Source organism: Candidatus Avelusimicrobium fimicolum (assembly GCF_021632165.1).
GTDB classification, from domain to species: Bacteria; Elusimicrobiota; Elusimicrobia; order Elusimicrobiales; family Elusimicrobiaceae; genus Avelusimicrobium; species Avelusimicrobium fimicola.
Genome location: NZ_JAJWTS010000022.1, coordinates 1 through 26,619, shown reverse-complemented (window position 1 = coordinate 26,619; position 26,619 = coordinate 1). Strand labels below are relative to the sequence as shown.

Annotated in this window: 36 protein-coding genes and 1 pseudogene; all 37 read left to right on the top strand. The window is 43.0% G+C overall.

Annotated elements, in window-relative coordinates:
- Window positions 1–245 (top strand): annotated as a pseudogene (locus tag ACQY2K_RS07490) (DUF7666 domain-containing protein); the annotation flags it as partial.
- A complete protein-coding gene (locus ACQY2K_RS07485; RefSeq protein WP_428041344.1) occupies window positions 245–640 on the top strand; it encodes a YopX family protein in 396 nt (131 codons plus the stop codon). The pseudogene ACQY2K_RS07490 and the gene ACQY2K_RS07485, both read left to right, overlap by 1 nt.
- Entirely contained in the window at window positions 543–815 is a 273-nt protein-coding gene (locus ACQY2K_RS07480) for a Lar family restriction alleviation protein (protein WP_428041343.1), read from the top strand. The genes ACQY2K_RS07485 and ACQY2K_RS07480 overlap by 98 nt, the downstream gene beginning before the upstream one ends.
- A gap of 223 nt (window positions 816–1,038) precedes the next feature.
- Window positions 1,039–1,386: a hypothetical protein gene (locus ACQY2K_RS07475; protein WP_428041342.1), complete on the top strand. Its 348-nt coding sequence runs from the start codon at window positions 1,039–1,041 to the stop codon at window positions 1,384–1,386.
- Window positions 1,387–1,613: 227 nt separating this feature from the next.
- Entirely contained in the window at window positions 1,614–1,916 is a 303-nt protein-coding gene (locus ACQY2K_RS07470) for a hypothetical protein (protein ID WP_428041341.1), read from the top strand.
- Window positions 1,882–2,370 (top strand): hypothetical protein, encoded by a 489-nt coding sequence (locus ACQY2K_RS07465; RefSeq protein WP_428041340.1) that lies wholly within the window; start codon window positions 1,882–1,884, stop codon window positions 2,368–2,370. Before ACQY2K_RS07470 ends, ACQY2K_RS07465 begins: the two co-directional genes overlap by 35 nt.
- Window position 2,371: 1 nt before the next feature.
- A complete protein-coding gene (locus ACQY2K_RS07460; protein WP_428041339.1) occupies window positions 2,372–2,593 on the top strand; it encodes a hypothetical protein in 222 nt (73 codons plus the stop codon).
- Entirely contained in the window at window positions 2,590–3,525 is a 936-nt protein-coding gene (locus tag ACQY2K_RS07455) for a recombinase family protein (RefSeq protein WP_428041338.1), read from the top strand. The genes ACQY2K_RS07460 and ACQY2K_RS07455 overlap by 4 nt, the downstream gene beginning before the upstream one ends.
- A gap of 196 nt (window positions 3,526–3,721) precedes the next feature.
- A complete protein-coding gene (locus ACQY2K_RS07450) occupies window positions 3,722–3,961 on the top strand; it encodes a hypothetical protein (RefSeq protein WP_428041337.1) in 240 nt (79 codons plus the stop codon).
- Between the two features lie 273 nt (window positions 3,962–4,234).
- Window positions 4,235–4,786, top strand: coding sequence for a recombination protein NinG (locus tag ACQY2K_RS07445; protein WP_428041336.1), 552 nt, complete (start codon window positions 4,235–4,237; stop codon window positions 4,784–4,786).
- Between the two features lie 24 nt (window positions 4,787–4,810).
- Window positions 4,811–5,623: a DNA-methyltransferase gene (locus ACQY2K_RS07440; protein WP_428041335.1), complete on the top strand. Its 813-nt coding sequence runs from the start codon at window positions 4,811–4,813 to the stop codon at window positions 5,621–5,623.
- Between the two features lie 395 nt (window positions 5,624–6,018).
- Entirely contained in the window at window positions 6,019–6,465 is a 447-nt protein-coding gene (locus ACQY2K_RS07435) for a hypothetical protein (RefSeq protein ID WP_428041334.1), read from the top strand.
- Between the two features lie 147 nt (window positions 6,466–6,612).
- Window positions 6,613–7,023 carry a hypothetical protein gene (locus ACQY2K_RS07430; protein ID WP_428041333.1) on the top strand — a complete coding sequence of 137 codons (411 nt, stop codon included), beginning with the start codon at window positions 6,613–6,615 and terminating at the stop codon, window positions 7,021–7,023.
- 1,705 nt (window positions 7,024–8,728) lie between these two features.
- Entirely contained in the window at window positions 8,729–9,301 is a 573-nt protein-coding gene (locus ACQY2K_RS07425; RefSeq protein ID WP_428041345.1) for an HNH endonuclease signature motif containing protein, read from the top strand.
- A gap of 151 nt (window positions 9,302–9,452) precedes the next feature.
- Window positions 9,453–10,928 carry a DUF1073 domain-containing protein gene (locus tag ACQY2K_RS07420; protein ID WP_428041332.1) on the top strand — a complete coding sequence of 492 codons (1,476 nt, stop codon included), beginning with the start codon at window positions 9,453–9,455 and terminating at the stop codon, window positions 10,926–10,928.
- 15 nt (window positions 10,929–10,943) lie between these two features.
- Entirely contained in the window at window positions 10,944–11,936 is a 993-nt protein-coding gene (locus ACQY2K_RS07415) for a minor capsid protein (protein ID WP_428041331.1), read from the top strand.
- A gap of 232 nt (window positions 11,937–12,168) precedes the next feature.
- Window positions 12,169–13,386, top strand: coding sequence for a DUF2213 domain-containing protein (locus ACQY2K_RS07410; protein ID WP_428041330.1), 1,218 nt, complete (start codon window positions 12,169–12,171; stop codon window positions 13,384–13,386).
- A 47-nt stretch (window positions 13,387–13,433) separates the two neighbouring features.
- Entirely contained in the window at window positions 13,434–13,898 is a 465-nt protein-coding gene (locus tag ACQY2K_RS07405) for a hypothetical protein (protein WP_428041329.1), read from the top strand.
- Between the two features lie 30 nt (window positions 13,899–13,928).
- On the top strand, window positions 13,929–14,954 hold the full coding sequence (locus ACQY2K_RS07400) for a major capsid family protein (protein ID WP_428041328.1): 1,026 nt from the start codon (window positions 13,929–13,931) through the stop codon (window positions 14,952–14,954).
- A 35-nt stretch (window positions 14,955–14,989) separates the two neighbouring features.
- Window positions 14,990–15,277, top strand: coding sequence for a hypothetical protein (locus ACQY2K_RS07395; RefSeq protein ID WP_428041327.1), 288 nt, complete (start codon window positions 14,990–14,992; stop codon window positions 15,275–15,277).
- Window positions 15,278–15,300: 23 nt separating this feature from the next.
- Window positions 15,301–15,756, top strand: a complete 456-nt coding sequence (locus ACQY2K_RS07390) for a DUF4054 domain-containing protein (RefSeq protein ID WP_428041326.1) — start codon at window positions 15,301–15,303, stop codon at window positions 15,754–15,756.
- A gap of 27 nt (window positions 15,757–15,783) precedes the next feature.
- Window positions 15,784–16,290, top strand: coding sequence for a hypothetical protein (locus tag ACQY2K_RS07385; protein ID WP_428041325.1), 507 nt, complete (start codon window positions 15,784–15,786; stop codon window positions 16,288–16,290).
- 8 nt (window positions 16,291–16,298) lie between these two features.
- A complete protein-coding gene (locus tag ACQY2K_RS07380; RefSeq protein ID WP_428041324.1) occupies window positions 16,299–16,709 on the top strand; it encodes a hypothetical protein in 411 nt (136 codons plus the stop codon).
- Window positions 16,710–16,728: 19 nt separating this feature from the next.
- A complete protein-coding gene (locus ACQY2K_RS07375; protein WP_428041323.1) occupies window positions 16,729–17,259 on the top strand; it encodes a hypothetical protein in 531 nt (176 codons plus the stop codon).
- Between the two features lie 45 nt (window positions 17,260–17,304).
- Complete coding sequence (locus tag ACQY2K_RS07370) at window positions 17,305–18,432, top strand: DUF3383 family protein (RefSeq protein ID WP_428041322.1); 1,128 nt, start codon at window positions 17,305–17,307, stop codon at window positions 18,430–18,432.
- Between the two features lie 24 nt (window positions 18,433–18,456).
- Window positions 18,457–18,906, top strand: a complete 450-nt coding sequence (locus tag ACQY2K_RS07365) for a hypothetical protein (protein ID WP_428041321.1) — start codon at window positions 18,457–18,459, stop codon at window positions 18,904–18,906.
- A 67-nt stretch (window positions 18,907–18,973) separates the two neighbouring features.
- Window positions 18,974–19,405 carry a hypothetical protein gene (locus ACQY2K_RS07360; RefSeq protein ID WP_428041320.1) on the top strand — a complete coding sequence of 144 codons (432 nt, stop codon included), beginning with the start codon at window positions 18,974–18,976 and terminating at the stop codon, window positions 19,403–19,405.
- Between the two features lie 29 nt (window positions 19,406–19,434).
- On the top strand, window positions 19,435–19,593 hold the full coding sequence (locus ACQY2K_RS07355; RefSeq protein ID WP_428041319.1) for a hypothetical protein: 159 nt from the start codon (window positions 19,435–19,437) through the stop codon (window positions 19,591–19,593).
- A gap of 21 nt (window positions 19,594–19,614) precedes the next feature.
- Window positions 19,615–20,937 (top strand): hypothetical protein, encoded by a 1,323-nt coding sequence (locus ACQY2K_RS07350; RefSeq protein WP_428041318.1) that lies wholly within the window; start codon window positions 19,615–19,617, stop codon window positions 20,935–20,937.
- Window positions 20,938–20,958: 21 nt separating this feature from the next.
- Window positions 20,959–21,801 (top strand): phage baseplate protein, encoded by an 843-nt coding sequence (locus tag ACQY2K_RS07345; protein WP_428041317.1) that lies wholly within the window; start codon window positions 20,959–20,961, stop codon window positions 21,799–21,801.
- Between the two features lie 21 nt (window positions 21,802–21,822).
- On the top strand, window positions 21,823–22,170 hold the full coding sequence (locus ACQY2K_RS07340; protein WP_428041316.1) for a phage baseplate plug family protein: 348 nt from the start codon (window positions 21,823–21,825) through the stop codon (window positions 22,168–22,170).
- A gap of 3 nt (window positions 22,171–22,173) precedes the next feature.
- On the top strand, window positions 22,174–23,031 hold the full coding sequence (locus ACQY2K_RS07335; RefSeq protein ID WP_428041315.1) for a baseplate hub protein: 858 nt from the start codon (window positions 22,174–22,176) through the stop codon (window positions 23,029–23,031).
- A gap of 25 nt (window positions 23,032–23,056) precedes the next feature.
- Window positions 23,057–23,770 (top strand): Gp138 family membrane-puncturing spike protein, encoded by a 714-nt coding sequence (locus ACQY2K_RS07330; protein WP_428041314.1) that lies wholly within the window; start codon window positions 23,057–23,059, stop codon window positions 23,768–23,770.
- Complete coding sequence (locus ACQY2K_RS07325; RefSeq protein WP_428041313.1) at window positions 23,770–24,129, top strand: hypothetical protein; 360 nt, start codon at window positions 23,770–23,772, stop codon at window positions 24,127–24,129. The genes ACQY2K_RS07330 and ACQY2K_RS07325 overlap by 1 nt, the downstream gene beginning before the upstream one ends.
- A 37-nt stretch (window positions 24,130–24,166) precedes the next feature.
- Complete coding sequence (locus ACQY2K_RS07320) at window positions 24,167–25,351, top strand: baseplate J/gp47 family protein (protein ID WP_428041312.1); 1,185 nt, start codon at window positions 24,167–24,169, stop codon at window positions 25,349–25,351.
- Between the two features lie 16 nt (window positions 25,352–25,367).
- On the top strand, window positions 25,368–26,033 hold the full coding sequence (locus tag ACQY2K_RS07315) for a DUF2612 domain-containing protein (RefSeq protein ID WP_428041311.1): 666 nt from the start codon (window positions 25,368–25,370) through the stop codon (window positions 26,031–26,033).
- A 39-nt stretch (window positions 26,034–26,072) separates the two neighbouring features.
- A partial coding sequence (locus ACQY2K_RS07310) for a hypothetical protein (RefSeq protein WP_428041310.1) occupies window positions 26,073–26,619 on the top strand: 547 nt, incomplete at its 3' end.

Genomic DNA, 26,619 nt, shown 5'->3' with positions numbered 1-26,619 from the left:
ACCAAAGCGCCGCGACGAACACGGGCAATTACAGCGCCGCTTCGGTCGCAGGAAAAGACAGTATTGCTTGCGGTTTTGGTTATAAATGCAAAGCCAAAGGGGTAAAAGGTTGTTGGTTAGTGTTGGCAGAGCGAGACGATAAAGGAAAAATTTTGACTGTAAAAACTGCTTGCGTGGACGGAAAGAAGATTAAAGAAAATGTATTTTACATTTTAGAAAAAGGCGAATTTAAAGAGGTTGAATAATGAGCGAGGATAGATTTAGATTAAGATTTAGAGTGTGGGACACCGAAAAAAAAGAACTGATTTACGGCGCTGAACTTACGTATGATTATATGCGCCCTTGTTCCGGTGGAAAAATCATAGAAGCGGATTGTTTTGGCGATGTTTTGGCGAATAAAAGGTACATCGTGGAACAGTGTACGGGGCTTAAAGATAAAAATGGTCGGCTTATTTATGAAGGAGATGTTGTATCTTGTGGGCACCCAGATATTGGTTATGTAAAATGGAAAAACGGCGGGTTTTGGGTTTCTGGTTGGAACTATGTTATTCCTTGGAATTTTTTTACTGCTAACAAGTGGGAAGTTTTGGGAAATCTCCACGAAAACCCTGAACTTTTGGAGGATAACAATGCCAAATAAGTTAAAACTGTGCCCCTTTTGTGGCTCTGATGAAACGTATAAAACTAGGCTTGCTGATTTCGCTTACGTAATCCAATGTGTAGAATGTGGAGCCACCGGCCCGGATGAGTTTAATATAGATGAAGCCGAAGTAGCGTGGAATAAGCGAACGGAGGATAACAATGGCGTTCATTAAATTACACGGTAAGAGAAACGGTTTTGGAAGTAGCCAATAGTTATTTGCAAAACTATAAAGAGAAGGGGAAAATTAGATTTGTATTAAAGGAGGTTTGGAAATGAAAATCCGGCAGGCGTGGAAAATCTATTTTAGGTTTTTCGGGGGCGACTACAAAAAAACGCCTTACAAGTGGAATACTTACAATTATTATTGTGTTCTTTAAATAAAGGAGGAATAGATTATGATTACACCTATGCAGATGTACTGGCTGTTAAAGTTAGATGATATCTATGTGGCATTTTCAGTTGCTGTTGTATTATCAATATTGGTATTAATGGGATCAACTGTGATACTTTGTGCTTCTTTTGAAGCGGGAGATGTTAAAATATATAAACCAGCACGCATCAGTGTGTTAGTTTCATTATTAAGTGCCATACTGTTTTCTTGCGCTGTTACATTTTTACCAACCACTAAACAAATGGCCGCTATCTATGTCGTTCCTGCTATTGCAAATAATGAAAAAATCCAGCAAATTGGCGGCAAGACTTTGGATATTTCCAATCAATTATTGGACTTAACCAAAGAATAACTGAAAGATAAGGTAAAGGACAAATGAGCATAATATTAGACATTATCGGTATCATCTTTGCGCTGTGGTGTATTGGCGTAATAATCTGGTGGTTTAGTAGCGAGGAGTGGTAAACAATTTGGGGGCTTCTGACCCTATAAGGCTGGTATGATACAGGTCCAGCACTCCCAAAAATTTAACGGAGGAACTGGATACAAATTGTAACCAGTTGATATGTGAATATGACAATGAGAAGATGTTGGAAATACGATTGGAAGTTTTGCAGACACGACGGCCCTTGCGAAAGTTGCCAAGTAGAGAACCTTGCAAAAAAAGTAAAGGAAAGCGGTAAAATTTTAGCGCAAGCGAATAATAATTATAGAAATTCCCAAAAGAATTTAGAAAAGGCAAAATTGGCGGTGGAACGGGCAAAAGCGGATATTGATTTTGCTTTAAAAAGAATAGGTGGCCGCGCCGCAAGGTTTTACCAAGTAGAGAACGAGCCGGAGGTGCAAGATGCAGACACAGACACAGGCAGAAACGCGGACTAATGGCTCTAAAATGACTTGGTACGAACGGAATAAGGAAAAGTCCAGGGCAACTAAAAAGGCCTATTACGAACGCAATAAAGAGCGATTAAAGGCCAAGCGTATGGAGTATTATTACAAGTACCGCGAGGGGATTTTAGCAAAGCAAAAGGTGGTCCGGGCTACCACAGAGAAAGAATACCGCCGGGAGCAAAATAAGAAGTATCATCAAAGCGAAAAAGGAAAGGCCAGTATGCGGAGGTATAAAGACAGCGAAAAAGGAAAGGCGGCCCGCAAGAGATACCAAATGACCCACAAACATATCCGGCATTTCCGTATCGTTTTAAAATGTGCCAATGGTCGGTGGAAATGGTATGCTACTTGCGACAAGTTAAAAGGCTGGGAGCAGGAAAGCGACAAAGATTATAAGTCTGCAAAGTTTGCATATATGGGCGCGAAAAGGGAGTTGGTGTATTGATATGAAACTTAATAATTGGCGAAATAAGGCAGTTGAGTTTTGGAAGGTGTTTTATTTTTATCCTCCACTTTTGTTAAAAGAAAGTTATGCTTTTGGCGAGTGGCAACTGGATATTATTGAATTAGAAAAATTGTTAAAAGTATCCCCCGAGCAAAGTATGAGAGATTTTGTTTTGGAAAAATATGGACAAAAAGGGGTAGACTTAATAGAGGAGTGGTTATGAGTGTATATTCTTATTTAAGAGTTAGTAGTGATAAACAGGATGTGCAAAGTCAAAATCAATGTATTACTGATTTTGCGGGCAAGAACGGTTGGAAAATTGATGAGCAAATCGTTGATGATGGTGTTTCTGGAAGCATTGATTACCATAAACGGATGCTTGGCAATTTGCTAGAAAAGGTAAAGGAAAAGGATATTATTATTGTATCCGAAATAAGCCGATTGGGGCGCAATTTGCTAATGGTTATGGAAATTCTAAATTTCTGTATGAAAGCAGGGGCTACCGTTTATAGTGTTAAAGATAATTATAAACTGGGGGATGATATCCAAAGCAAGGTGTTAGCCTTTGCTTTCGGACTTTCCGCTGAAATAGAACGTAAAATGATACAGGCAAGGACCAAAGAAGGCTTGCAATTACGAGTAAAAGCGGGTATATTATTGGGCCGGCCAGTAGGAGCAAAAACGAGTGAAGAAAAAAAAACTTGTAATAGCGAAACAGAATTACAGCAGATTAAATTCCAATTTGAATTAGGAGTTCCAATAAGCAGAATTGCTAAAAATTTAAGTACAACAAAAGAAACTATCTATAAACGGTTGTACGAGCAAGGTGTGCATTTGGCCCCTCACGTTCAAAAAAAAATTGAAGCAGATAATAAACGTTTCTTGCAAATAAAGGAAAACGCAAAACACGCGTGGAAAGATACTCCCTTGGAAAGAGTAGATTTGTCTGATAAAGATAAAAGAAAATGGCTTGAAAAAATTGACAGTGGAAAGACTATCCCCGAAATAGCAGATGAGTTTTCAAATTTTACATACGACCAAATTTATGACACGATATATTGTGATGCGGAAATGAACAGGTTGTATCGCTCGCGGGGTCAAAAAAGAATAAAGGGAATTAAAACTAAAAGAGAGTTTACGCCGACGGGAGTGTGATATGAAAAAGAAAACCTATATCAAAACCTGCGAGTTTTGTGGGAGTGCATTTGAAACGAAGTACCCATTAAAAAGATGTTGCTCAAATGCTTGCGATTTTGGCCGAAAGACAAATTATTGTTTTAACAGCCGGGGGATTAAGGTAATTTATGAAAAATAGATGTTGTAGAACTTGTGAGCATAACCCAATGGGGATATGCGAAAAAACGGGGAAAGAAATTGGGGTATCGTTTATCTTGTCCCGGTTAAAGAAAGCCCCGGCCTGGTGTCCGTATCGGAGGAAAAGAAAATGAAATGTGATGTCTGTGGAAAGAGTGCCCGTAGTTTTTATGTTTATCCCAAGGGGAACGGGGAATTTGGGGTTAGGTGCGTGGAGTGTGAGTACCGCATTTCCAAAGAGGTGGCAAAAAATGGAAGCCAAAAAGTATTGTACTGACTATTATGCCAAGCATCGTAAGTTTATCTTGGGAAAAATGAAACAGGCCCGGATAAACAAAAAAGGCAAAAAGACCTTTAATTGCGAAATCTGCGGTCGCGAGGTAGAGTATGTCGGGGATAATGTAAACCTGCGGCAAAAGGTATGTAAACGGAAATCCTGCGCAAGAGAAAGAAACCGCCGGCTGTCCTTAAAATGGTATTATGAGCATAGGAACGACCCAAAATATATTGAGTACCGGCGCAAATGGTTTGAAAATAAAAGAAATGGGCTATGCTAATGAGATACTGTAATGGTTGTGGAGATTTTAACAAGACTTACAAGACTTGCTGTAAGCGTGGATTTGAGCCAAAATTGAGCGAAAAGACCGGGGAATATATCCGGCCTAGTGGTTGCAAGGTAAAGGCAAAAAAAGCCCCTAGCGCGGCGGTTAGGGCCAAAAACGCGAAAGCCAGAGCGGTTGATGCTTTCCAAATGTGGGTGCGATACCGCGATAACTGGACCTGTGTCGTTTGTGGCAAGCACATTGACCCTAACGAGCCGGGGGCCAAAGCATTAATGCACGCAGGGCACTATATCAGCCGGAAATACGCGTCTTTACTGTTGGACCCTATAAATGTACACGCACAATGCAAAGATTGCAACGGGCGGCAAAATTGGGAAGGTATGGACCCGCGCTATACGGCCTATATGATAGGGAAATACGGAACAGATGTATTAAACTATTTGGCGAGAAAACAGCACGAAATCTGCAAGCGCGGTCGCGTGGAGTGGGAGCAGTTAGCGGACCATTGGGAGCAGGAACTTGCCAAGATGAAAGGATAAAGGAAAAAAAACGGAGGTTACAAAATGGAAAGAATAAAACTTTTTAGGGATAGTTTTCAAAATTTTAAACAGTATCAGTTGCCAAAAGCGCAATTAGTTATTGCGGATATACCTTACCAGTTGGGGGAAAATGCCTATGGCTCTAATCCGTCTTGGTATGTCGGCGGGGATAACGCTAACGGGGAAAGCGAAAAGGCGCATAAGTCTTTTTTTCACACAGACAATAAAGCGGCTTTTGGGATTAATGAGTTTTTCTTGTTTTGCCGCAATATGTTGGCGAAAGAAAGTAAAACGAAAGGGGCTCCGGCTATGTTGGTATTCTGTGCGTTTGAACAGCAATTTGAGTTAATACAAGAAGCGAAAAAATGGGGCTTTGAAAAGTACATGAATTTAGTATTTAGGAAGAACTTTTCCGCGCAAGTATTAAAGGCCAATATGCGCGTGGTGGGAAACTGTGAGTATGGCCTTTTATTTTATCGTAACAAACTGCCTAAATTTAACAACGAAGGGCAAATGATTTTTAATTGTATGGAGTGGACGCGCGACAATAATACTCCCAAGGTGCACCCCACGCAGAAACCTGTTGCCTTGTTAGAAAAGATTATAAGCCTATTTACTGACCCAGATGATGTAGTTATTGACCCGGTGGCAGGAAGTGGAACTACTCTTTTAGCGGCCGCCAATTTGGGGCGCAAAGCATACGGCTTTGAAATTGATAAAACATTTTATAATGGATTTTATGAGAAGATATTGCCTTGTGTCCGGCAAGATATGTTTGCAGTAAAATCCTTGGAGCAAAAAGAACAAAGGAAACTGGCTTTTATGGAAAATCTATAAATCTATAAAGATATCAAAGTTGCGTCCGCCTTAAATGGCGGTGTACAGTTGGTGGGGTACTGTACCGAGAAAAGCGCAAATTTGAGGGGACCCCACAGATTTTTATTATAAAAAAACACTTGCAAAAAGTTTTTAAAAGTGTTATACTAGATATGAGGTAAGGTATTTGTGTTTTCTGTTTCTTCTCCTAATCCTTGACACTACCTTATAGCGCAAATGCCAAACCTCATTTTATCATTGAACCTCCGATAAAAAAAGCAAACAAGCAAACAACACACACCCCGGCTGACCCCCGGGGTTTTTTTATTCTTCTCTATTGACAAAGTGCAAAAAATAAGATAAAATAATAATGGGTAATTGCAACTAAAACACGAAAAGGGAGAAAAGAAAAGCAAATGCAAAAACTAGCAGACATTTTAACAGCATTAAGACAATACATTAAACAGTACCATTGGTTAGCCCGGGGTTACGATAACCATTTATTGGCTGACCGATTAGAAAACGAAATGGGGGAAAGCCTAGATGCAAGTATTGACCGCATTAAAGAACTGGCCCTGGCGGCCGGGGAAGGGGAGCAAATCGCGTATGCCGATAACTCTTTGACCGGTGCATTAGAGATTTTGAAAGAAATTCCCTCTCCAACAGACACCAAGACCGAAACTGTATTAAACAATATCGGTATGTTAATTTTTGACTATATGAAAGAGAGCGAGGATTACTCCAAGCGTTTACAAGGCCAAATATTTAAAGGGGCTATTGATAACGCTATTTTTGGTATTGGCGAAGATATGATGCGCCGGGCTTACTTGCTTAACATCCAGTTGCAAGGGTTGGTTAAGTGATTGAGTGATTGAGTAAGTGCAATCCAAAAACCCCAAAAGGGCCGGAAAGCGCAAAATTTCGGGGATAAATGCTAAATGCTAAATTATTAAATGCTATAAATACCATAAATTAACAGGGAAAAAATAAGAGCAAAGGGGGAAAATACTATGAGAGTACCGGGAACTAGAAATTTGATACCTCTCAACAAAAGGAACGCAAAAGATGTTCAAAGAATAACCTCTATGGGGGGAAAAGCGAGTGTTAAGACTAAACGCTTGCAGAAATCGTTTAGAGAAATCGGGAAGTTTGTACTAGGGGGAAACCCGCCGGATAATGTACTAGACTTGTTTTGCGAAAGGTTCCCGGATATCCCGCGCGAAGAAATGAACTATAAAGTAACAGCCTATTTAGCGGTACTTCACAAAGCCATTATGAGCGGAGATGTACAGGCTTTTGATAGGCTTGTAGATGTAGCAGGGGAAAAGAACCCGGAAACAAGCGTGGTGTTACAAAAGAACGACCCGGCAGATTTAAAGAAAAGTGTTAAAGAGGTAAAAAAACTATTGGGTGAGTTGTAAGGTAAGGCAAGCGCAAGGAAGGGTGTAAAACTATGATAACCCCGGACAAGTGGAGTGATTTTTTTAACAACCCTGATACTGTAAAGGTATTGGGGTTGGCTTGTTTGGGGGATTTTAAAATCTATATTAAAGTGATGTTTTACGCGCTAAACCATAAAAACTTTACCTTTAAACCTTTCCACAATATGCTGATTAGTAAGTTACAGGATATCGTGGAGGGTAAAAACGCAAAAAGAAATCTAATGCTTAATATCCCGGTTGGTAGCGGGAAATCTCTAATTGTGGAGATGTTCATTACTTGGGTTTTTGCTAGAAACATATCTGCAAAGTTTTGTTATGTATCGCACTCCGCTGACCTTATTGCCAAACTTTCTAACGAAACGAAAGAAATCATCTACACGAAAGAGTGGGCTAGTATGTTTGGGCACGAACTGAAAAGGAGTGAGCGGGCGAAACTGGAATACTCTTTTGAGGGAGGCGGGAGCCGTAGCGGTTTAACAGGTGCAAGTATGGGCGGGGCTATTACCGGGGTGGACGCGGGAAACCCAAATACCGGGGCAGATTTTGGCGGTGCTTTAATTATTGACGACCCAATGGATGTTGGAAACGCTAATAGCGAAACGCAGAAAAACGAAACAATAAGAATATACACAGACAAACTGGCCACCCGCTTGCGTAGCGAAAAAACCCCTATTATTTTGATTATGCAAAGAATAGCGGTTGATGATTTAGCCGCCTATGTGGAAAAGAACGAGCCGGACTTATGGGATATCGTAAAAATTCCCGCGATTTCGCAAGACGAAAAAGGGAACTGGTCTAGTATTTGGCCTGAAAAATACCCAGTAGAAAAAATGCTGAAAATGGCTGAAATAAACCCGACCTTATTTTATTCCCAGTATCAGCAAGAGCCTGTTATTTCCGGTGGAAACCTCTTTAAAGAGAGTATGTTTGTCCGAGGGCCGATGCCTAGCAGTTTTGATTTTACCTTTATCACAGTAGATACGGCCTACAAAGAGAAGCAGGAAAACGATTACACGGTGGCCGCGGGTTGGGGTTGTCGGTCCTTTTCGGACGGCACGAAGCGCGTATATCTGTTAGATGTATTTAGGGAGCGGATAAAGGCCGCGGATTGTGAAGCGTATCTGGTGCCATTTTTTAGGAAATGGAACACCGGGAACTTTGTCGGGGCTTTAATTGAGCCAAAGGGCCACGGGATATATTTAAACCAAAAAATGATAACTTACGGCTTACCTATGCAGAGCGAGGAGTTTATAGACGAGTTTTTCTCCGACAGGCGTATGGACAAAGTAGCCCGCGCGAACATTGTTATCCCTACACTTAACACTTTCCCGGTGGTCGTAAGTGATAACATAAGCGACAGTATGTTTACGGCCTTAAAAGACGAATTATTGAACTTTCCAAAGGGTGCTCACGACGATGCCTGTTTTACGGCTGATACTCTTATTGCGACTTCTAGGGGAGATGTGCCCATAAAAGACATTAAAGCGGGGGATAAAGTCATTACACCTTTTGGGCTTTCAAAAGTAGAGTTTAGCGGGTGTACGGGCCGAAAAGAAGTCATTTCCAAATTCGGTTTAACTGCTACACCTACTCATAAAGTTTTCTATGGTAACAAGTTTGAAAAATTGGACAAAATAATGTATGACGTATTGCTTGATAGATTAACTGTTGGAGGATTATTAAAATGGCAATACAAAAAGTTATTGTGTTCAATGGAATTAAATATAGACTTATGGGGACGGGGCGGTATTATCTTAGCCAGTCAACAACAAATAAAGGCCGGATTGGTGCGAAAGGACTTCACACAGCGATTTGGGAGTTTTATAGCGGGCAGAAAGTACCGAAAGGCTTTTGCGTTCACCACAAAGACGGTGATGTGTTTAATAACGACTTTAAAAATTTGGAGTGTATATCACGCGCTGAACATTTTGAGAAACACCGCGAGGAACTTATTAAGCGTTGCCAAAGCCCCGAGCACTTGGAGCATTTGGAAAAAATTAGGGAACTTGCTAGCGAGTGGCACAAAAGCCCGGAAGGCAGAGCAAAAGCAAGTGAAGTTTTTAAAAGAGTTGCAGAGAGCAAGCGGGAAAAGCACATTTGCCCTGTCTGTGGTAGAACTTTTACAAGATGCGCATTTAGACCTTGGGGAAAATATGGAAAAATGTGCCATAAATGTTATGATGCAAAAAGCCACCGAGAAAAATGGGCTAAAAAGCGTTTACAACTTAAAAACGACGCAGGGGTGCTATTACGCTAACGGGGTTTTGGTTTCTAACTGTGATGTGCTTATAGATGCAGTTAAATTTGTTTATAACCGCCCTTTATCTATTTTAGATGTTGTTTAAATCTAATTCCTGTTTTGTGGTATAATAAAAAGCATAAAAGAATAAAATGAAGAGGTAAAAAGAATGAATAAGGCTCCCAATGAAAAAGAACTGAAAGAAGCAAAAATGAGTAACTCCCTTACGGAGTTGGCCTGTACGCTGAACCCGCGGGACATTAGTATTAGTCCTTTGTCTTTGCCGGGTACTATGATGATTAGCAATAGATACAGTTATATCTCTAATAACCGCCTATTACTAGCCGAAATGTACAGCGAACACGGCATTGTGCAAACCTTTGTAGATTTGCCCGTTGATGATGCGTTTCGCGGCGGTGTCATTAAGCGTAGCGGACAATTAAGCCCGGAAGAATTTGAGGAACTGGACAGAGCAGAACGGAGAACGGGAGCACTCCGCGAATTTGTACAGGCTAAAAAATGGGCTAGATTATTTGGTGGTGGTGCGGTACTTATAATCACGGACCAGCCCGCCGATACTCCTTTAAAACCTCTTAACCAAGGCGACAGGTTGACTTTTAAGGCCGTGGATATGTGGGAGTTATACACGGACGGCGAAAGTTACAAGAGCGATAACCAAAACAACATAGAGTTTGCGGACCATATTTCTATGTTGGAGCAGACGGAATTTTTTACCTATTACGGGATTAAGATACACAAAAGCCGCGTAGTACCGATTAAAGGTATTACGGCCCCGTCCTTATTGCGTAACCGTATGCGCGGGTGGGGTGTGTCTGTGTGTGAAGCCATTGTCCGTAGCATTAACGAGTACCTCAAAGCCAAAAACCTGTCCTATGAGGTTTTAGATGAGTTTAAAGTTGATGTTTACAAAATTAAGAACCTTATTTCATCGTTGCAGAGTAGTACGGGTACAAACACAGTAGCCAAGAGAATACAAGCGGCCAATATGATTAAGAACTTCCAAAACGCTATCGTAATGGACGCGGATGACGATTACCAAAACAAACAGTTATCTTTTACCGGCCTAGCGGAGATGTTGGGCGAAATCCGTATGACATTGGCAAGCGACTTGCGTATGCCTATTACTAAACTGTTTGGGGTATCTGCAAGCGGTGCAGGTGGGTTTACTTCTAGCGATAACGATGTGGAAAACTACAATGCTATGGTGGAAACTACTATCCGCGCGAAAGCCCCCGGCGAGTACCAACGTATTTTAGATGTATTAAGCCAAAGCGTTTTTGGGTTTACCCCGGACGATTTGGAGCAAACATACGAGCCTTTGCGTATTATGTCTGCCGAACAGGTGGAAGATATCAAAGACAAAAAGATGGCGCGGTTAATGAGTGCTTATTCCCAGGGCTTGATTAGTGCCGAGGACTGCAAAAAGGCAATCAATATGGACGACCTTTTGGGCATTGAGATTGAGGAAAGCGACGAACTCTTTAAGCCCATTGGGGGAGAGGGCGACAAAACTCCGGGGCTAACCAACGAGAAAGGGCAGGAGTTAGCCTATCACTATAAGCCGAGTATGTGGAACTCCGCTAGATACGGCCTAAAACGCGGGCTAAAACGCATTTTAAAGTAATGGGGGTATATCTATATGCCTATTACCAAATTAGAGCCTTTGCGGTTAAAGGACGAGTTTTATTTGAACATTGAAAAGGCCCTTGCTGATTACTTTTATCGTTTGATTTATGCGCCTATGTATAACGAGGTCGCGGACGAAATCGGCAAGGACTGGGCGCAGATTTACAATGCCAAGAGCCAAGAGTTAGCCGAGCCTTTGCAAAAGCATTTACTTAAAATGCTAGTTACAGGGCGGGTGCAATACTTGGACGGCCGCTTTTATGGGGAATTTGACAGCCGGGTTACTAGGGCTATCAAGAGCCTAGGCGGTGTGTATGATGTCCGGGGTAAATTCTTTTCTTTGCCGGAAAAGAAACTGACGGACAATATAAGAATTGCCATAGGTACGGCATACAGCAAGTTTGAAAAGGTACACGGGCAGATTATTAAGCGTTTGGACGACTTACAAAGTGCCATAGATAGCGGTAATCTAGCCATTTTTGACCCTAGGGAGCAAATAGGGGTTACTGTGCGTAAAATGGACCGGGATTTAAATAAAACCTTAAAGCCCCTTACCATAGACTATAAGCCAAGTGATAACCTGGTGGAATTTATTTTAGAGAAATACGGAAATGACCTTACAAAGTATATTAAGAATTGGAATATTGAAACTATACAGCGGTTGCGAGACCGGGTATCTTCAAATGCTTTTAGCGGGTATCGGGCCAGCAGTTTAGCCGAGGAGATAGCGGCCGATTATGGAGTAAGTGCCCGCAAGGCAAAGTTTTTAGCCCGGCAAGAAACTAGTTTAATGCTTTCCACGTTCCGCGAGGGGAGGTATAGAGAGGTCGGCATTGAAGAATACGAGTGGCAGACGGCGGGGGATAGCCGGGTGCGTGATATGCACAAGCACTTAAACCGAAAGATTTTCTCTTGGGAAAACCCGCCTATCATAGACGATTACGGGCACAGGGGAAACCCCGGGGAAGCGTTTGGGTGCAGATGCGTGGCCGCGCCGGTGCTTTAATTAGGCTTGACTTTTTAAAGCGCAAATGGTAACATCTAATTAGGAAATTGTCTTGTGGGGGTGGTAGCCCACAGGCACAACGCTAAAAATAAAGTAGTATTCCTGCTAATGACTGAAACGAGAACCCCGGCTGAAAAGTTGGGGTTTTCTTGTTTGTCCCCTATTGACAAAATAGTCCTTTTTTAGTATAATTCGTATAATTAGTTAAACTGAAAAGTTGAAACAATACAATATGAACATTTTTAATAAACTAAAAAATTCTATTAGCCAGTATCCCAAGGTATTTTTTGCCCGGCACATTGGGGAAGGGGTAGTTAGTTACAAAAATACCGACGGCGGGGAAGATATCTTTTTTATTGGTAACGATACTTTAAAGAAGATGAACGCCAGTTTTACTGGTAAACCCGTATATATCCAACATCAGGACGTCCCGCTTTCGCAAATGAAAGAGCGGGCGGTTGGCTATGTGGTGGAAAGTTTCTATTTGCCCGAGGACGGGAAACAATGGCTAAAAATGCTTATTACCGACGATGAAGCGTTTGATGCTATCCAAAACGGGTGGAAAGTTTCCAATGCGTACAATGTAAAAGATTTGGGCGCGGGTGGTGTGTGGCACAATATCCCCTATAAGAGAGAGATTTTAGACGGGGAATATGAGCATTTAGCATTAGTTGCTGACCCACGCTATGAAGAAGCGGTCATTATGACCCCGGAAGATTTTAAGAGTTACAAGGAAGCCAAAAAGAAAGAACTTGACGCGATGTCGCTTGATAACTCTAAAAAAGCAGTAATCAAAAAATCAGTAGAAAACAACAAGGAGAGAAAGACAATGTTCCAGTTTTTCACTAAAAAGAAAGTAGAAAATATGGACGGTGTCGCGTTGCAAGACGTAGAGGTCCAGTTGGAAAATGGTTCTTCTATGAAAATCGGCGACATTGTGAAGTCTGTTGAGGAAAACCTCAAAAAAGAAGCGGATAAAACCGACAAGACCGACAAAGCCAACGAAGCCGACGAGGACAAAACGGACAAAACCGATAAGCGCAAACTTATTGAAGAAGTTGGCGGCTTTTTGAAAGAAAAGGGCCTGTCCGACGAAGATATCCGTTTTGTAATCGGCAAAATGGAAAAAGATGCCTACGAAAAGGACGAGGACGGCAAAGAAGCCAATGGCAAAAAGGCCAATGAAACCGACCCCGCCAAAAAGGACGACAAAGCCAACTGCGACCCCGCCAAGAAAACCAACGAGGACGACAAGGACAAAAAAGACGACAAAGACAAAAAAGACAAAAAGGACGAAGAAGCCGCTGACAAAAAGACGAACTCCAAAGAGCCTAGCGACTTTGACCGCCTTTTGAACGCTGTCGGCTCTTTTAAAGCAAAAGAGAGTGTCGTGGAAACCTTGGAAACCCGTTTGGAACGCGGACAAGATTTGTACGGTAGCGAAAAGTAAAGTAAAAAAGCAGTAAAGCAAAAGCAAAAAAAATTAAGGAGATAAAAATGACTCAATCTTTAAACCAATTTAATCAAACTGCCGAACGCGGGCAAATTGCGCTCCGCGGCGAAGGCAATAACCTGATTTCTGTGGTTGTAGATAGCGCGGAAGCGGGTGTAATCAAAGCGGGCGACCTGGTGGTATTGTCCGGCTCTAACGGTGGTATTCCTACTGTTAAAAAAGCGGCGGGAGAAGCCGGGGAAGTAATCCTTGGTTTTGCCGTTTATAATGTAATCCAAAACGAATTTAAAGCGGGTATGCTCTTGGAAATTGCCTTGACCTCTGTTTGCCTGACGATGCAAGCGAGTGCCGCTATTGCCGCGGGCAAATCTGTGGCCTATGACACCGCTACTGACTTGGTGCAAGAAGCCCCCGCTGTGGCCGCTGTTGCGACCCCCGTTGTCGGTGTTGCCTTAACGAAAGCGACCGCCGCCAATGATTTAATTGTGGTTTACATTAAAACTTTGTAAAACTTTGTAAATAATTGAGAGGAAAACTAAATGACCTTTAAATTTAAAAACAGCAAAGGGGAAGAAGTAACCCTTAACCAAAAAGAAAAAGCCCTGGCTTCTGCCTTGGACGAACAATACGGAAAATTGATGAACGCGGCTGGTATTGTGGTTGATATTACCACGCTGACCACGGCTTTGAAATCTGTTTCCCACCAGAAATTCTTTGAAGTAGCCCCCGGCGACTATATGCCTATTAACGTAGGCGAAGGTGCTTTCGCTATGGAACTGCTGAAATGGGTTGATTTTGCTCCGGCTACCGACTTTGAAGCGGGCAATATCAAACTGGGTATGGACGGCTCCAAAATGGCGACGGCTGATGCGGGCGTTTCCGCTGTGAAATCTCCCATTATTAACTGGGGTAAAAAGATTTCTTGGGATTTGTTCTCTGTGAACGTAGCGGCCACCCAAGGCAATTTTGATGTGGTATTAGCCAAAGAACGCTCCCGCAAGAAAAACTGGGACCTTGGTATTCAAAAAGTTGCTTTCTTGGGTGCTAAAACTGTGCCCGGCGTGTATGGTTTACTTAACCAACCCGATGTAACGAAGAACGCTGACCTCATTACCGGCCCGTTGTCTGGTATGACCGCCGCGGAACTTTCCACGTTTGCTTCCAAAGTAGCCGGTGCTTACAGAAAGAACTGCAACTACTCTGCGAAACCGACCCACTTCGTAATCCCCGAAAGCGACTTCTTGGGCTTGGGTACTCCGTCCAATGCGGAATATCCGTTACTCACCAAATTGCAAGTGCTTGAAAACGCTTTCAAAGCGGCTTTCGGTGCTAACTTTAAAGTATTGCCTATTGCTTACGGCGATAAGACCGTTTCCGGCTTGGAAAAGAACGTGTACGCCCTGTACAACTTTGACCCGGACTCTTTGGAAATGAATATCCCGGTGCAATATACTAGCACGATTGCGAACACCATTGACGGCTTCACTTGGCTGAACACCGCTTATGGTCAATACTCCGGCGTGAAAGCGTACCGCCCGAAAGAAATGCTGTACTTTGAGTTCTAATTAAATTAAGAGAGAAAAAGGGAGCGCATTACATTATGGAAAAAGGCGTATTAATTAGAAACGAAGGACAATGCAAAGTTACCTTTAAGGGGGGGGAGATTTCCCCCTCCGAATACAAGGTAGTATCTGCGGGAACGGCGGCCTTGTTACTCTCCTATCCTTTTATTAAGAGAGTACCGACGGCAGAAGAAGTAGAAGCCGAACAAACCGAGCAGGAAGGGGCTAAAAACGATAATGCCAAACCTGTTGTAGAAACCGAAGCCAAAGCAGAAACGCCGGAAGAAACCCCGGCCAGACGTGGCAGAAAATCCGCGTCCAAATAGTTTTGATTTGAGAGGAAAGGGAAATGGACATAAAGTATCCTATTACAGTTGACGAGTTTAAGGGCTATTTTTACAGAGATTTCCCTTTTCTCCCAACAGAAGAAGAAGTAGAAAACCCGCTTGATTATGTGCAGGATAAAGACATAGAAAAAGCGATGTTGGAAGCCTACACCAATTTTAATGCCGGATTATGGGAAGAAGAAGTCATTTTAAAAATGGCCTTTTCCTATTTAACGGCGCATTATTTAGTAACCGATTTGAGCAATGCCGCGCAAGGGGTAAATGGCAGTTTTAGCGGCTTTATGAGTAGCAAATCTGTGGGTAATGTATCTGTTGGGTATCAATTACCGCAATGGATATTAAATGACCCGATGTATAGTTTAATCGCGCTGACTACTTACGGGCGCAAATACTTGCAATTAATTTTACCGCGTATGGTAGGGCAGATTTTATCTGTTAAGGGTACCACAAGGCCCTAGGCCCTAAAAACGCGCTAGGGGGCTAAAATGGCTAACAATGCGGAAGTTAAAACAGACTTTACCATATTAGACCGGGTTTTAAATATGTTTCGCGGTGCGCCCTATGTGAAAATCGGTATCTTGGGGAGTAGCACGAGCCGCAAGATTAAGGCCAATAAGAGAGAGGTTTCCTCAAACGCGGCGATAGGTTTTAAAAACGAGTTTGGTTCGGTAAGTGAACATATCCCGGCGCGTAGTTTCTTGCAAATGCCTATTAAATTAAAATTTAATGAGTATATGGCAAAGAGCGAGAAATTGAATAAAGCGGCCTTTGAAAAAGCCCTGAAAGAGGGCACGCTCTTTAAGTTTATGACCTTAATGGGAATTAACGGGGAAAAATGTGTATTAGACGCTTTTGCGACCCGCGGTTTTGGGAAATGGAAACCGAACAGCCCAAAGACAGTAGCCCTAAAAGGTAGCGACAGCCCCTTAATTGATACTGGGGAAATGAGAAAGTCTATAACATCTTCTGTGGAAAATGTTAAAAAGAAATGAGGTAAGAAATGTTTAAAATTGTAAACGCGGGGCAAAAGACCCTTAAAAAGATTTCCGGCGGTTTACCTAACGTGAGTGATGTCATTGTTAGTTGGTTTCAGCCGATGACCTTTAAATTTCTTACCGATAACATTGTGGATTTTGAAAATGAGCCTATAACGGTTGAGGTAAGAAGCGAGGGGGTAATACAGCCCTTTACCAGTAAAGACCTAATGGCGAAGCCGGAAGGACAGCGGTCTTGGGCGTGGAATATGCTCCATTGTTTGCCGGACGTGGTTTTAAAGGTTGGGGAGTACGTTTTAATTGACGATGTAAAATATCGGGTTATGAAATGTACTGATTATAGCGATTACGGCTATTTAGAGTATGATGTGGTGGAAGCCTTTACAAAAGCCCCGGAAGTGCAAGTACAGGGTTAGGGATAGGGAGATACGAAAAATGGCAAAGAAAAATTTTCCAACGAAATACACCGAACCGCTAAAAGTCATCGCCGATATTTTGCAAACCAAACTAGGGCTAAAAGCGGGCCGGGTTATGTTATACAACCAAAAGTATAATATTCCCAAAGACGATAAAATTTTTATAATGGTTGGCGAGGAAGATAACGACGTTTACGCGGCCAGTACTAATACAATGGACACACCAAACGGCAACGGTTATGAGGAGCGGAACGATGTTTTGGTCCGCGCTACTGCGGTTATAGATGTATTAAGTGCCGGCCCGGAAGCGCGGGAACGCAAGCACGAGGTTATAATGGCCTTAAACAGTATCTATTCCCAACAGATGCAAGAGTTAAACTCTTTGAGAATAGCCAATTTACCGGTTGGCTTTGTGAACACTAGCGACCTAGAAGCAAGCCAAATGCTGAACCGCTTTACCATTAAATTTAACATTTTGTATAGAAAGAGCAATAAAAACAGCGTAGATTACTACGATAAATTTAAAACCGAAGTGGTTGGAAACAAGTAACAAAAGGAAGCCCAGACCAACACTAGGTTAAAGGAGAACAAAAAAATGGCAGAATTAAGCATTACTAACGTTGTTACTGTAAGCGTATCGGCTCCGCAAAAGGGGTTAAGCGCATACAATGTTAATAATATCGCATTGTTTACCGACGAAACGCCCGAGGGCTCTTTTGGTGCTGACGGTTACAAGATTTATAAAGGTATTAGCGATGTGATTACTGATTTTGGAAGTGATAGCAAGACGGTTGCTATGGCTACCAATATCTTTTTGCAGACCCCGAATATGCAGAACGGTAACGGGTATTTAGTGATTATCCCGTTGAAACAGGACGAAACCCTGGCGGTGGCCTATGCCCGCGCGAAAGGGTTGGTAGATTTTTGCGGTATTGAGGCTACGAAAGCCTTTGAAGATGCCGATGTCTTGGCGGCCGGTGCTCTTATTACGGCTGATAGAAAACTTTACTTCCCTGTGTATAGTGAAGAAACGGCCTTGACGGCTGAAACTGGTATTATTGCCAAAGTAACGGCGCAGAAATTAACGGGTGTACGTTGTTTATTTTACACGGTAGCGGCCGATGCCAACAAGTATGCCGCGGCCTATGTTTCCCGCGCTTTGAGCACCAATTTCAGCGGCTCTAACACGGTGCAGACTATGCACTTAAAAGACCTTGCCGGGGTAGAAGCCGATAAAGGTATGACGGAAACCCTGCTCCAAAAATGCCAAACGGCGGGCGCAGATGTTTACGCTAATATCGCAGGCGTTGCGAAAGTGTTTTGCTCCGGGGCAAACGATTTCTTTGATAACGTTTACAACCTTAACTGGTTTGTGGGGCAGGTGGAAGTGGCTTTGTTTAACCGCTTGGCTACTGTATCTACGAAAATTCCGCAAACGGAAGCGGGTATGTCCTTGCTTAAAGAGAGCGTGGAATTGATTTGCCAAAAGGCTATCAATAACGGCTTTGTGGCGGCCGGGAAATGGAACTCCGCTGATTTGTTTGGTAACCCCGAAGATTTGCGCCGCTGTGTATTAGATTATGGTTATTATATCTATTCCCAGCCCATTGTGGAACAAGACCAAACGGAAAGAGAAGCCCGCCAGGCTCCGCTAATCCAAGTGGCTATCAAATATGCGGGTGCTATCCACAAAGTTAATGCTATCCTTTACATTAACAAATAAAAAAGGCAAACAGGAGATAAAAAAATGAATTTAACTCTTACCGGAAAAGATACCATTATTATTGACGGCCGCACGCTTGACCTTGGCGACGGAGATGTCGCGCAGGTAGCGTTTAGCAATAACCTTGTAGAGGTTACGGTGGGTAAAAATGCCAATGCCTTATTTGCTGAAAACGCAACGGGCAATATGGCGGTTTTGACCTTGCGCGTACCCCGTGGAAACGCTGATGACAAATACCTTAACAGTAAACTTGCGGCACAACGCAAAGATTTACCGGGCTTTGTCGTTATGAGCGGCTCCATTAAAAAACGCTTGGGCGACGGCGACGGAAACATTTTAGTTGATACCTACACCTTACAGGGTGGCGTAATCCAAAGAATGCCGGACGTGAAAGAAAACGTAGCGGGCGACACCGAACAGGCCATTACTGTATGGACCTTGGCCTTTGCTAACGGCGAACGCGTCCTTGGGTAAGGATTGGAGTCAGCACTAATTAGGCTTATTAGGAATAATTCCTAATAAAGAAAAGGGAGATTAGAAAATGGCAGAAAAAATTATCTTACAGAGTGGCGCGGAGTTGGAAGTAACCGAAAGCGATATTTTAACCCAGCACAAACTGTTAAATGCGGTATGCCAAGAGGTAAAGGGGCTAGATGTTAGCCCCCTTGCCTCCGGGGCACAGGTAAACTTAAATGTGATTAAAGACTTATTCTGTATTATGTTAGGTAGCGACAAAATCGCAAAGGCAATAGAGCCTATGTTGCGCCGGGCTACCTACAACGGGGTAAAGATTAATGATTTTAAGTTTTTTGATAACGAGAAAGCGAAACCTGACTTTTTAGAGGTTTTGAAGGAGGTGGCGAGGGTAAACCTTGCCCCTTTCGGCAAGTTCGTATTATCGCAGTTGAAAGCGCAGGGCGTGGCTTTGGGAACGAAAGCGGGCACGGCTACGACCAATACGCCCCTAAAATAAAGTGTAGCAAAGATTGGGATAAAGTCTTATTGCTACAATGTTTTAGGCTAGTAAAAGCGGGTTATGGCGATTTAAACGCAGTACGCAGTATGACGGGTAGCGAGTTCATAGGGGCCTTGCAATATGAGGACTTTTTGACGGACTACCAAAACGCATACATCGCGAACAAAACCGCAGAAAATAAATAAACACATAGGAAAGGTATCAAAATGCAATTAGCGTCCTTGTTTGTAAAGGTAGGATTAAGTGGGCAAGATAGCCTGTTACAAGGTTTGGGGAAGATTAGGACCTCTACCGCGGTAGCGGGTGCAGAGATTGCCGCCGTCATTACCGGGCTAGTGAAAATGACTAGCGCGGCGAAAGACGCGGCCTTGGCCCTTGATAAATATGTAACCTTTACGGGCAAATCGGCGCAAGAATTGCAGAAACTTTCTTTTGAATTAGGGCAAACCGGGGTTAGTATGTCGGAAGTACAAGGCACATTACAGGCCTTGGAAAGACAGCGCACGGATATGTTATTAGGCCGTGGGTATAACCCCGCTTTTGTCCTGTTAGGAATTGACCCGCGCACGGACCCGGTGCAGATGTTGGAAGAATTGCGCGACCGGGTGCAGAGGATACAAGACCCCAATGTAGCGAAAGCCTTGGCTAATCAGTTAGGTATTAGCGACGAGATTTATTATTCTTTGACGAAAGACAGCAAGGCCCTGGACGAGTTCGGGCAGAAGTTGATAATGACGGACAAAGAGCGTTTAAACCTAATCAAAATGAACCGCGAGTGGGAAATGCTTTTGTGGTATGTGAAGAACCTGGCTATAAAGTTTGGGGCTATGAACGCGGAGTGGATTAAAGACTTTTTGCACGCGGTGGTGCGGGTGGTGCAGTATTTCGGCGATTGGGCTATGAAGATAGCGGAAATGGTAGAAAAGAATAAGACTTTGCGGGCTATCTTAATAGCGTTGGCGGCCATTTTTCAGCCGGTTATTACCGGGGTGGTAGCGTTTATCGGGGTATTGGAAGATTTGATAAACTTCTTAAACGGCGCGGATAGTGTTATTGGCCGTTTTGGGAATTACATTGATAAATATTTTGGCGACTATATCCGGGGGGCTATTGAGTTATTAAAGACCTTTTGGGGGTGGTTGGATAAAACTTTCGGGCTTATTGATAAAGTAAAATCTCTTTGGGACGATACGAAAAAGAGCGCGGGGGGTCAGTTTATCTCTAACAGTTTAGAAGCCCTTAAAATGGGCTTTAAAGAGATGTTTAGCCCGGAGAACAGTAGCGCGGGCACGAACGGGTGGGCGCACGCTTTCGCGGGCGTACCGAACGATTTTAACCCGGCTTACTTGGCTCCCAATGTAACTAACAACTCCATCGGCGGGAACAAAAACCTTAATACGACTGTAAACAATTACAACACCTTTAACGGGTATTCCCCGGACGAATTGCGGCCGCAAATGGTAGCCTTGACGGAAAAAGATGTGTCGGATGCGCGTATGGAAAGCCCGGAAAACGCGGGGAACATTTAAGACAAACTAGGAGCGGACAAAATGGATATTAGCAAACTGGTAGAGAGCAACCTTTTAAACAACACGCTAAACAGCGTGGACCTTTTATCTTCGGTAATTGACACCGCGGCCCTAGTAACCCCGCAGGAAGATGTCGGCTTTAACGGGTGGCTCTTTCATATCCCGCAAGATAGTTCTTTGGAATTTAACTCCAATATCACGGACCATTATGTTGAGAACAATAAAGCGGTGCAGGACAATGTATCTTTGCAACCGATAGAGTACACAGTAACGGGGCTTATTGGCGAGTTAAACTGGCGTGATGTGTACGATAAAACCCAACAGCAAGTTGCGGCAGTAGAGGACAAATTGCCTATTCTTTCCATTTTAACCCCGGAATTGACGGCGCAAGCCTTGCAGACCTTTAACCTAGTAGATAAAGCCTACAATACCGCGAAAAAGTTGGAAAAACTGGCGGGGGATAACAACGATGATGGGGTTTATGAACAATTTTTAAAGCAAGCGGGAAAGAGTTTCACTTCTGCGATACCTGGGAAACTGAAACAACAGGAATTGGCGGTAAACTTTTTCTTTTGGGCTTGGCAAGGGCGCAAATTATTTAGAGTGCAGACCCCTTGGCGCATTTTTGAAAATATGGTTATAAAGAGTTGCCGGGCTACTCAAAGCGAAAGCGGCAAGACGGCTACAAACTTGGTAATCACATTTAAACAGTTAAATATTATAAACTGGAAGATAGTAAACAAGAAAATCGGTATGTCCCGCAACGCCACGCAAACGGCCGCGCAGGTAAACAAAGGCACGAGCAAGACGGAGCAGGACACAGACGGCTTTTTATTAAAAATGGCAAAAGGTTTTGCAAACTAGCCAAAAAGAGGAATTTTCATTATGTTAAAAGTACCTGATATCACTAATGACCCGCGGCAGAAATTTACAATCAATTTACCGGAAGGCAACAGGTTGTCCTTGGAAATGCGTTTTTGCCCGACGCAAAACGCTTGGTACTTGGATATTGACTACAACGATGGCGAGTGGGTTTTAAAAGGTACGCAAATTGTAACGGCCTTTAATCTTTTGCTACCTTTTGAAAATGTTTTAAACTTTGGTATTGCAATTTTGACCGACGGAAACAGCGAGCCGTATTTTGTGGACGACTTTTTGACGGGCAGATGTACTATGTATATTTTGGAAAGCAAGGCAGATTTTGAAACTATCAAAAAATACAGGGGTTTCTAGTTTATGCAATTAAAATTTGGGCTAAACTATAAAATTAAGATACAGGTTAATGACACGGAAGAGATAGAAGTAAGATATCCTATCTCTTGCGAGTTTTCCATTGACCGAAACACCCTAGCACAGGCAAATACGGCAAGTTTTACGCTTATTAACCTTGCGGAAAACACCCGGAATAAGATTTACAAAGACCAGTACCAAACGACGGTTTACAAGGGAGTAGAGTTTTACGCGGGGTACGGGCAAGATTTATCACTTTTATTTAAAGGGAATATCAAACGGGCATACAGCGAGCGTATTGGCACGGAATTTTACACCAAGATAGAAGCCTACGACGGCGGCTATGCTTTTGTAAACGGGTATAGTGCGCGGTCCTTTAACGCGGGTACACCGAAAAACGATATTTTAGATAGCCTTATTGCTGATTTGCCAAACCTTAAAAAAGGGGTGGTGGGTAAAGGCTTTGAGGACGATTTAAAAAAGGGAAATGTTTACAACGACAACACAATGCAGTTATTGCGGGCAATAACCAATGAACATACCTTCGTGGATAATGAGCGGGTAAACATTTTGCTTGATGAGGAGTGCTTGCGGGGTAATGTGGTACGGCTGAACGCAAATACGGGGCTTTTGGGAACTCCCTTAAAAGAGGAAAGCAGTATCACATTTAATATGATTTTTGAGCCTAGACTTTTGGTAGGTCAGGCTTTGTACTTGGAAAGCACGACGGAAAAAAACTTTAACGGCAATTACAAAGTAATCGGTTTTAGGCACGCGGGTAATATTTCCGGGAGCGTGGCTTCCAAAGTTATCACGAGCGCAAATCTTTGGTACGGGAAAAACCCCCTTGTACTGGTAAACTAAAAAAGGGAACAAAAAGGAGCGGCAAATGTCTTTACAACCTAACAAAATCCGCCAAAATGGCACGCTAGCAACGCTTTTGGAAGCCAAGGCTATGGAACTAGCCCGCCGCTTAAATTGTGTGCAAATTGGCACGATAGAAGCCTTTAACGCAAGCGAACAGACCGCGAGCGTATCTTTAAACTTTAAAAGGGTAATCAATGACACTTTAAAAGACTATGCTGTCTTGGTGCAAGTGCCTTGTATTGTTTTAAACGGCGGTGGTGGTGGGTTAAGTTTCCCTATTTCCAAAGGCGATACCTGCGTGGTATTCTTTAATGACCGCAATATGGATAACTGGTTTGCCACAGGTGCGGTAATGGAGCCGGACACCGCGAGAACGCACGATATGAGCGACGGCATAGCCCTGGTCGGCATCCGCTCTTTGGCTAATCTTTTATCGGGCTATCTTACAGACGGCGTGAAATTGTGGTATAATAATTGCCAAATAACGCTTAAAAATGGCTCTTTAACGATAGATAACGGCGGTGGCGGCACGGTAACGCTTGACGGGGGAAATATCACTATTAGTGGCTCTATGGTAACCGTACAAGCACCGAGTGCAACCTTTACAGGAAATGTAGCAGTAGGGGGAAATTTAGCGGTAACAAGTGCCTTTACAGTACAGGGCAAAGATTTAGGGCCGGCACACACGCACGGCGGCACGCAACCCGGCAACGGTAGCACAGGAGGAGTGAACTAATGAAAATTAGAAGCATAAAAGGTATGACCCCGCCCTTTACTTGGGAGTTTGGCAAAGGCAAACAATCGTATGACATTGATTTACAGGCCGTAATGACGAACATTAAAACGCGGTTATATAGTTTTAAAAATGATTGTTTCTTTGATAGTGATAACGGGATTGATTGGTTTAATATCTTGGGAATTCCAAACAACCGCGCCCGGCTTTTACTGGAAATCAATAACACGATTTTGAACTCTTACGGGGTGCAAGAGATTATTTCTAGTGATGTAACTTTTGACCCGGAAACGAGAAAGGCCAATATCACATACGAAGTTAAAGTATTTGAACAGGTTTTGACCGATAGCGTAACTTTATAACGTAACATAATATAACAATGAAAAAAAGGAGCAAAAAATGCCTGAACTCACAGATAGAGGTTTAGAAATCAGTACCTATAATGAAAATTTAGAAGCCTTGATAACTAAATTGAAAGATATTTACGGCGACGATATCAATGTAGAAACGAACTCCCCGGACGGACAGTTTGCGGGCATTTTTGCACAGGCCCAAACGGACCTTGACGAACAACTGTTAAACATTTGGAACAGTTTAAACCCGGAGAAAGCCACGGGTGTAGCATTGGATAGGTGTTATTCTTTTAACGGGATTAGGCGCAAAGCGGGCACTTATACCTATGTAAACGAGGTTTTCACTTTCAGCGGGGCTTGTGTCTTAAAGGGTATTGAAGAGGACGGCGCGGAAAACGCTTACACAGTACGCGACAACGCGGGCAACCTTTTCTATTTGGTAAACCGCCACACGCAAGCGGCCGCGGGAACGGCTACCTTGCAAGTACGCGCGGCAGAAATCGGCGAAGTAGAGGTTTTACCGAACACGATTAATACTCCTGTAACGGTGGTTTTGGGTGTTACGGCGGTTAATAACCCTTTCCCGGCGATTTCAGTAGGGGTAAACGAAGAAACGGATTTTGAGTTTAGAACGCGGCGCAACCAATCAATTTACGCGGCAAGCAAAGGATTTGACGAGAGTATGACATCGGCCTTATTGGCTTTGGCTGATGTAACCTATGCGGCGGTTTATGATAACCGCTATGGGGAGTATAACCAGTACGGAGTGCCCTTGCACGGCTTATGGTGCGTGGTAGAGGGCGCGGGCGACCAAGAGGTCGCAAAGGTTATTTATTCTAAACTTTCGCCGGGTGTGCCCTTGTTTGGTAGCATTGAAGAAATCGTAACTGATGTATATGGCAAATCCAATATCATTAAATTTGACCGCGTGGGGCAAGAAGCCCTGTATGTGCGGGGCGTTTTGAAATCTCCAAGCGGCCGCGATTTTGACGTGGCAAGTGTGGTGTCTTACATTACCTCTAACTATAAATTCCTGGTAAACCAAACAGTTACTTCCAACGATATTATTTCCTTGGTGCAGAAATACAACACGGAGAATAACATTGATTTGGTGGCCTATAATTTAGACGTATCAAACGATAACGCGGTATGGGCAGAGTATGTAGCCCCTAAAAACATTATTGACCGCTTTGAACTTACGGCAGACACAATAACCTTTACAAAGGGATAGTGCGGGGTGCTTATTTATGGCAAACGAAAAAACGGAACGGACCGAGCAGAACGAGCGGACGGAAAAGTTTTTAAATTATTACGCTAACCTTTTGATTATGCAGTATAGGGGGAGTGAGCAAAACAAAGATTTTGTGAAAGCCCTGGTTAATACCGCGTATATGAACGGTGCGTATGATATTTTTAAAAACTTTTTTGACTTGGAAAAGGCCGCGGGTGCACATTTGGAAATCTTGGGCCTATATGTCGGCGCGTATCGTATGTATAACCAATACCGCCTTACAGACGAACAATTAACAATGCTGATTAAAATGCTTTCCGCGAAAAACGGGTTAGGTGCTACCAGTGCGGAAATCAGCAAATTGTTATATAGTGTTTTCGGTGATGATGTGTTACTATTTAACAATTATGATATGTCCATTAGTTATTTTGTTTCGCAGAAGTGGGGGGATTTCTTTACCAATGTACTTTTGGCAGGTGGTTATCTCCCGGTGCCGCAAGGGGTGGGAGTAAAGTTAGTTATCAAAGTACCTTACACAAAAGTTTTTGGGTATGCTGACGCTTATGACGGCTTGAATACCAATGTCATTGTAGGGTATAATGATTGTTGGGAGCCGTACCATACGGACTGGACTTATTTAGACAGTTCAATGATTAAAACTTATTTGGCAAGTATTAGTTAGTTAATTAGTTAATTTAAATTCTTAAAGAGGAAACGAAAAATGGCCGAAAAATTAGAACGTAAAGTAATGGAAGTTTACGGCGAAAATGCCGCGACGCGCGATATTATTGCTTATGGTAGTGATATTGCGGGGAACATTGTAGAAACGAAGGACCCTGATGTTATCCAAACGGAAGCATACAAGACAGGTGTCCGCTCGGCGGTAGTGGGGGACAACTCCACGACCTTACAAAACAGACAGGCCCTAGACTTTTTATTTTCGCGCCAGTTAAAGTACCTTTATCAGCACGGTATTGCGGAGTGGGGCGCAACGGAAACCTATTTTGTAAACTCTCTTGCCGTAGGTAGCGACGGAAACATCTATGTATCATTAACGGACAACAACAAAGGAAATGACCCTGTAACCGACACGACGAACTGGCAGCCGTTCCCAACACCGGCCCAACTTGCACAAAAGGTAGCAAAAGCGGGCGACACGATGACAGGCGCATTAAAGATGTCAGGCGAAAACGAAGTAAGATTTGGAACTGATGATAATTTTTATAATATTAAAAAAGGCACAGATGGGCTAATGCAAGGAAACGGCA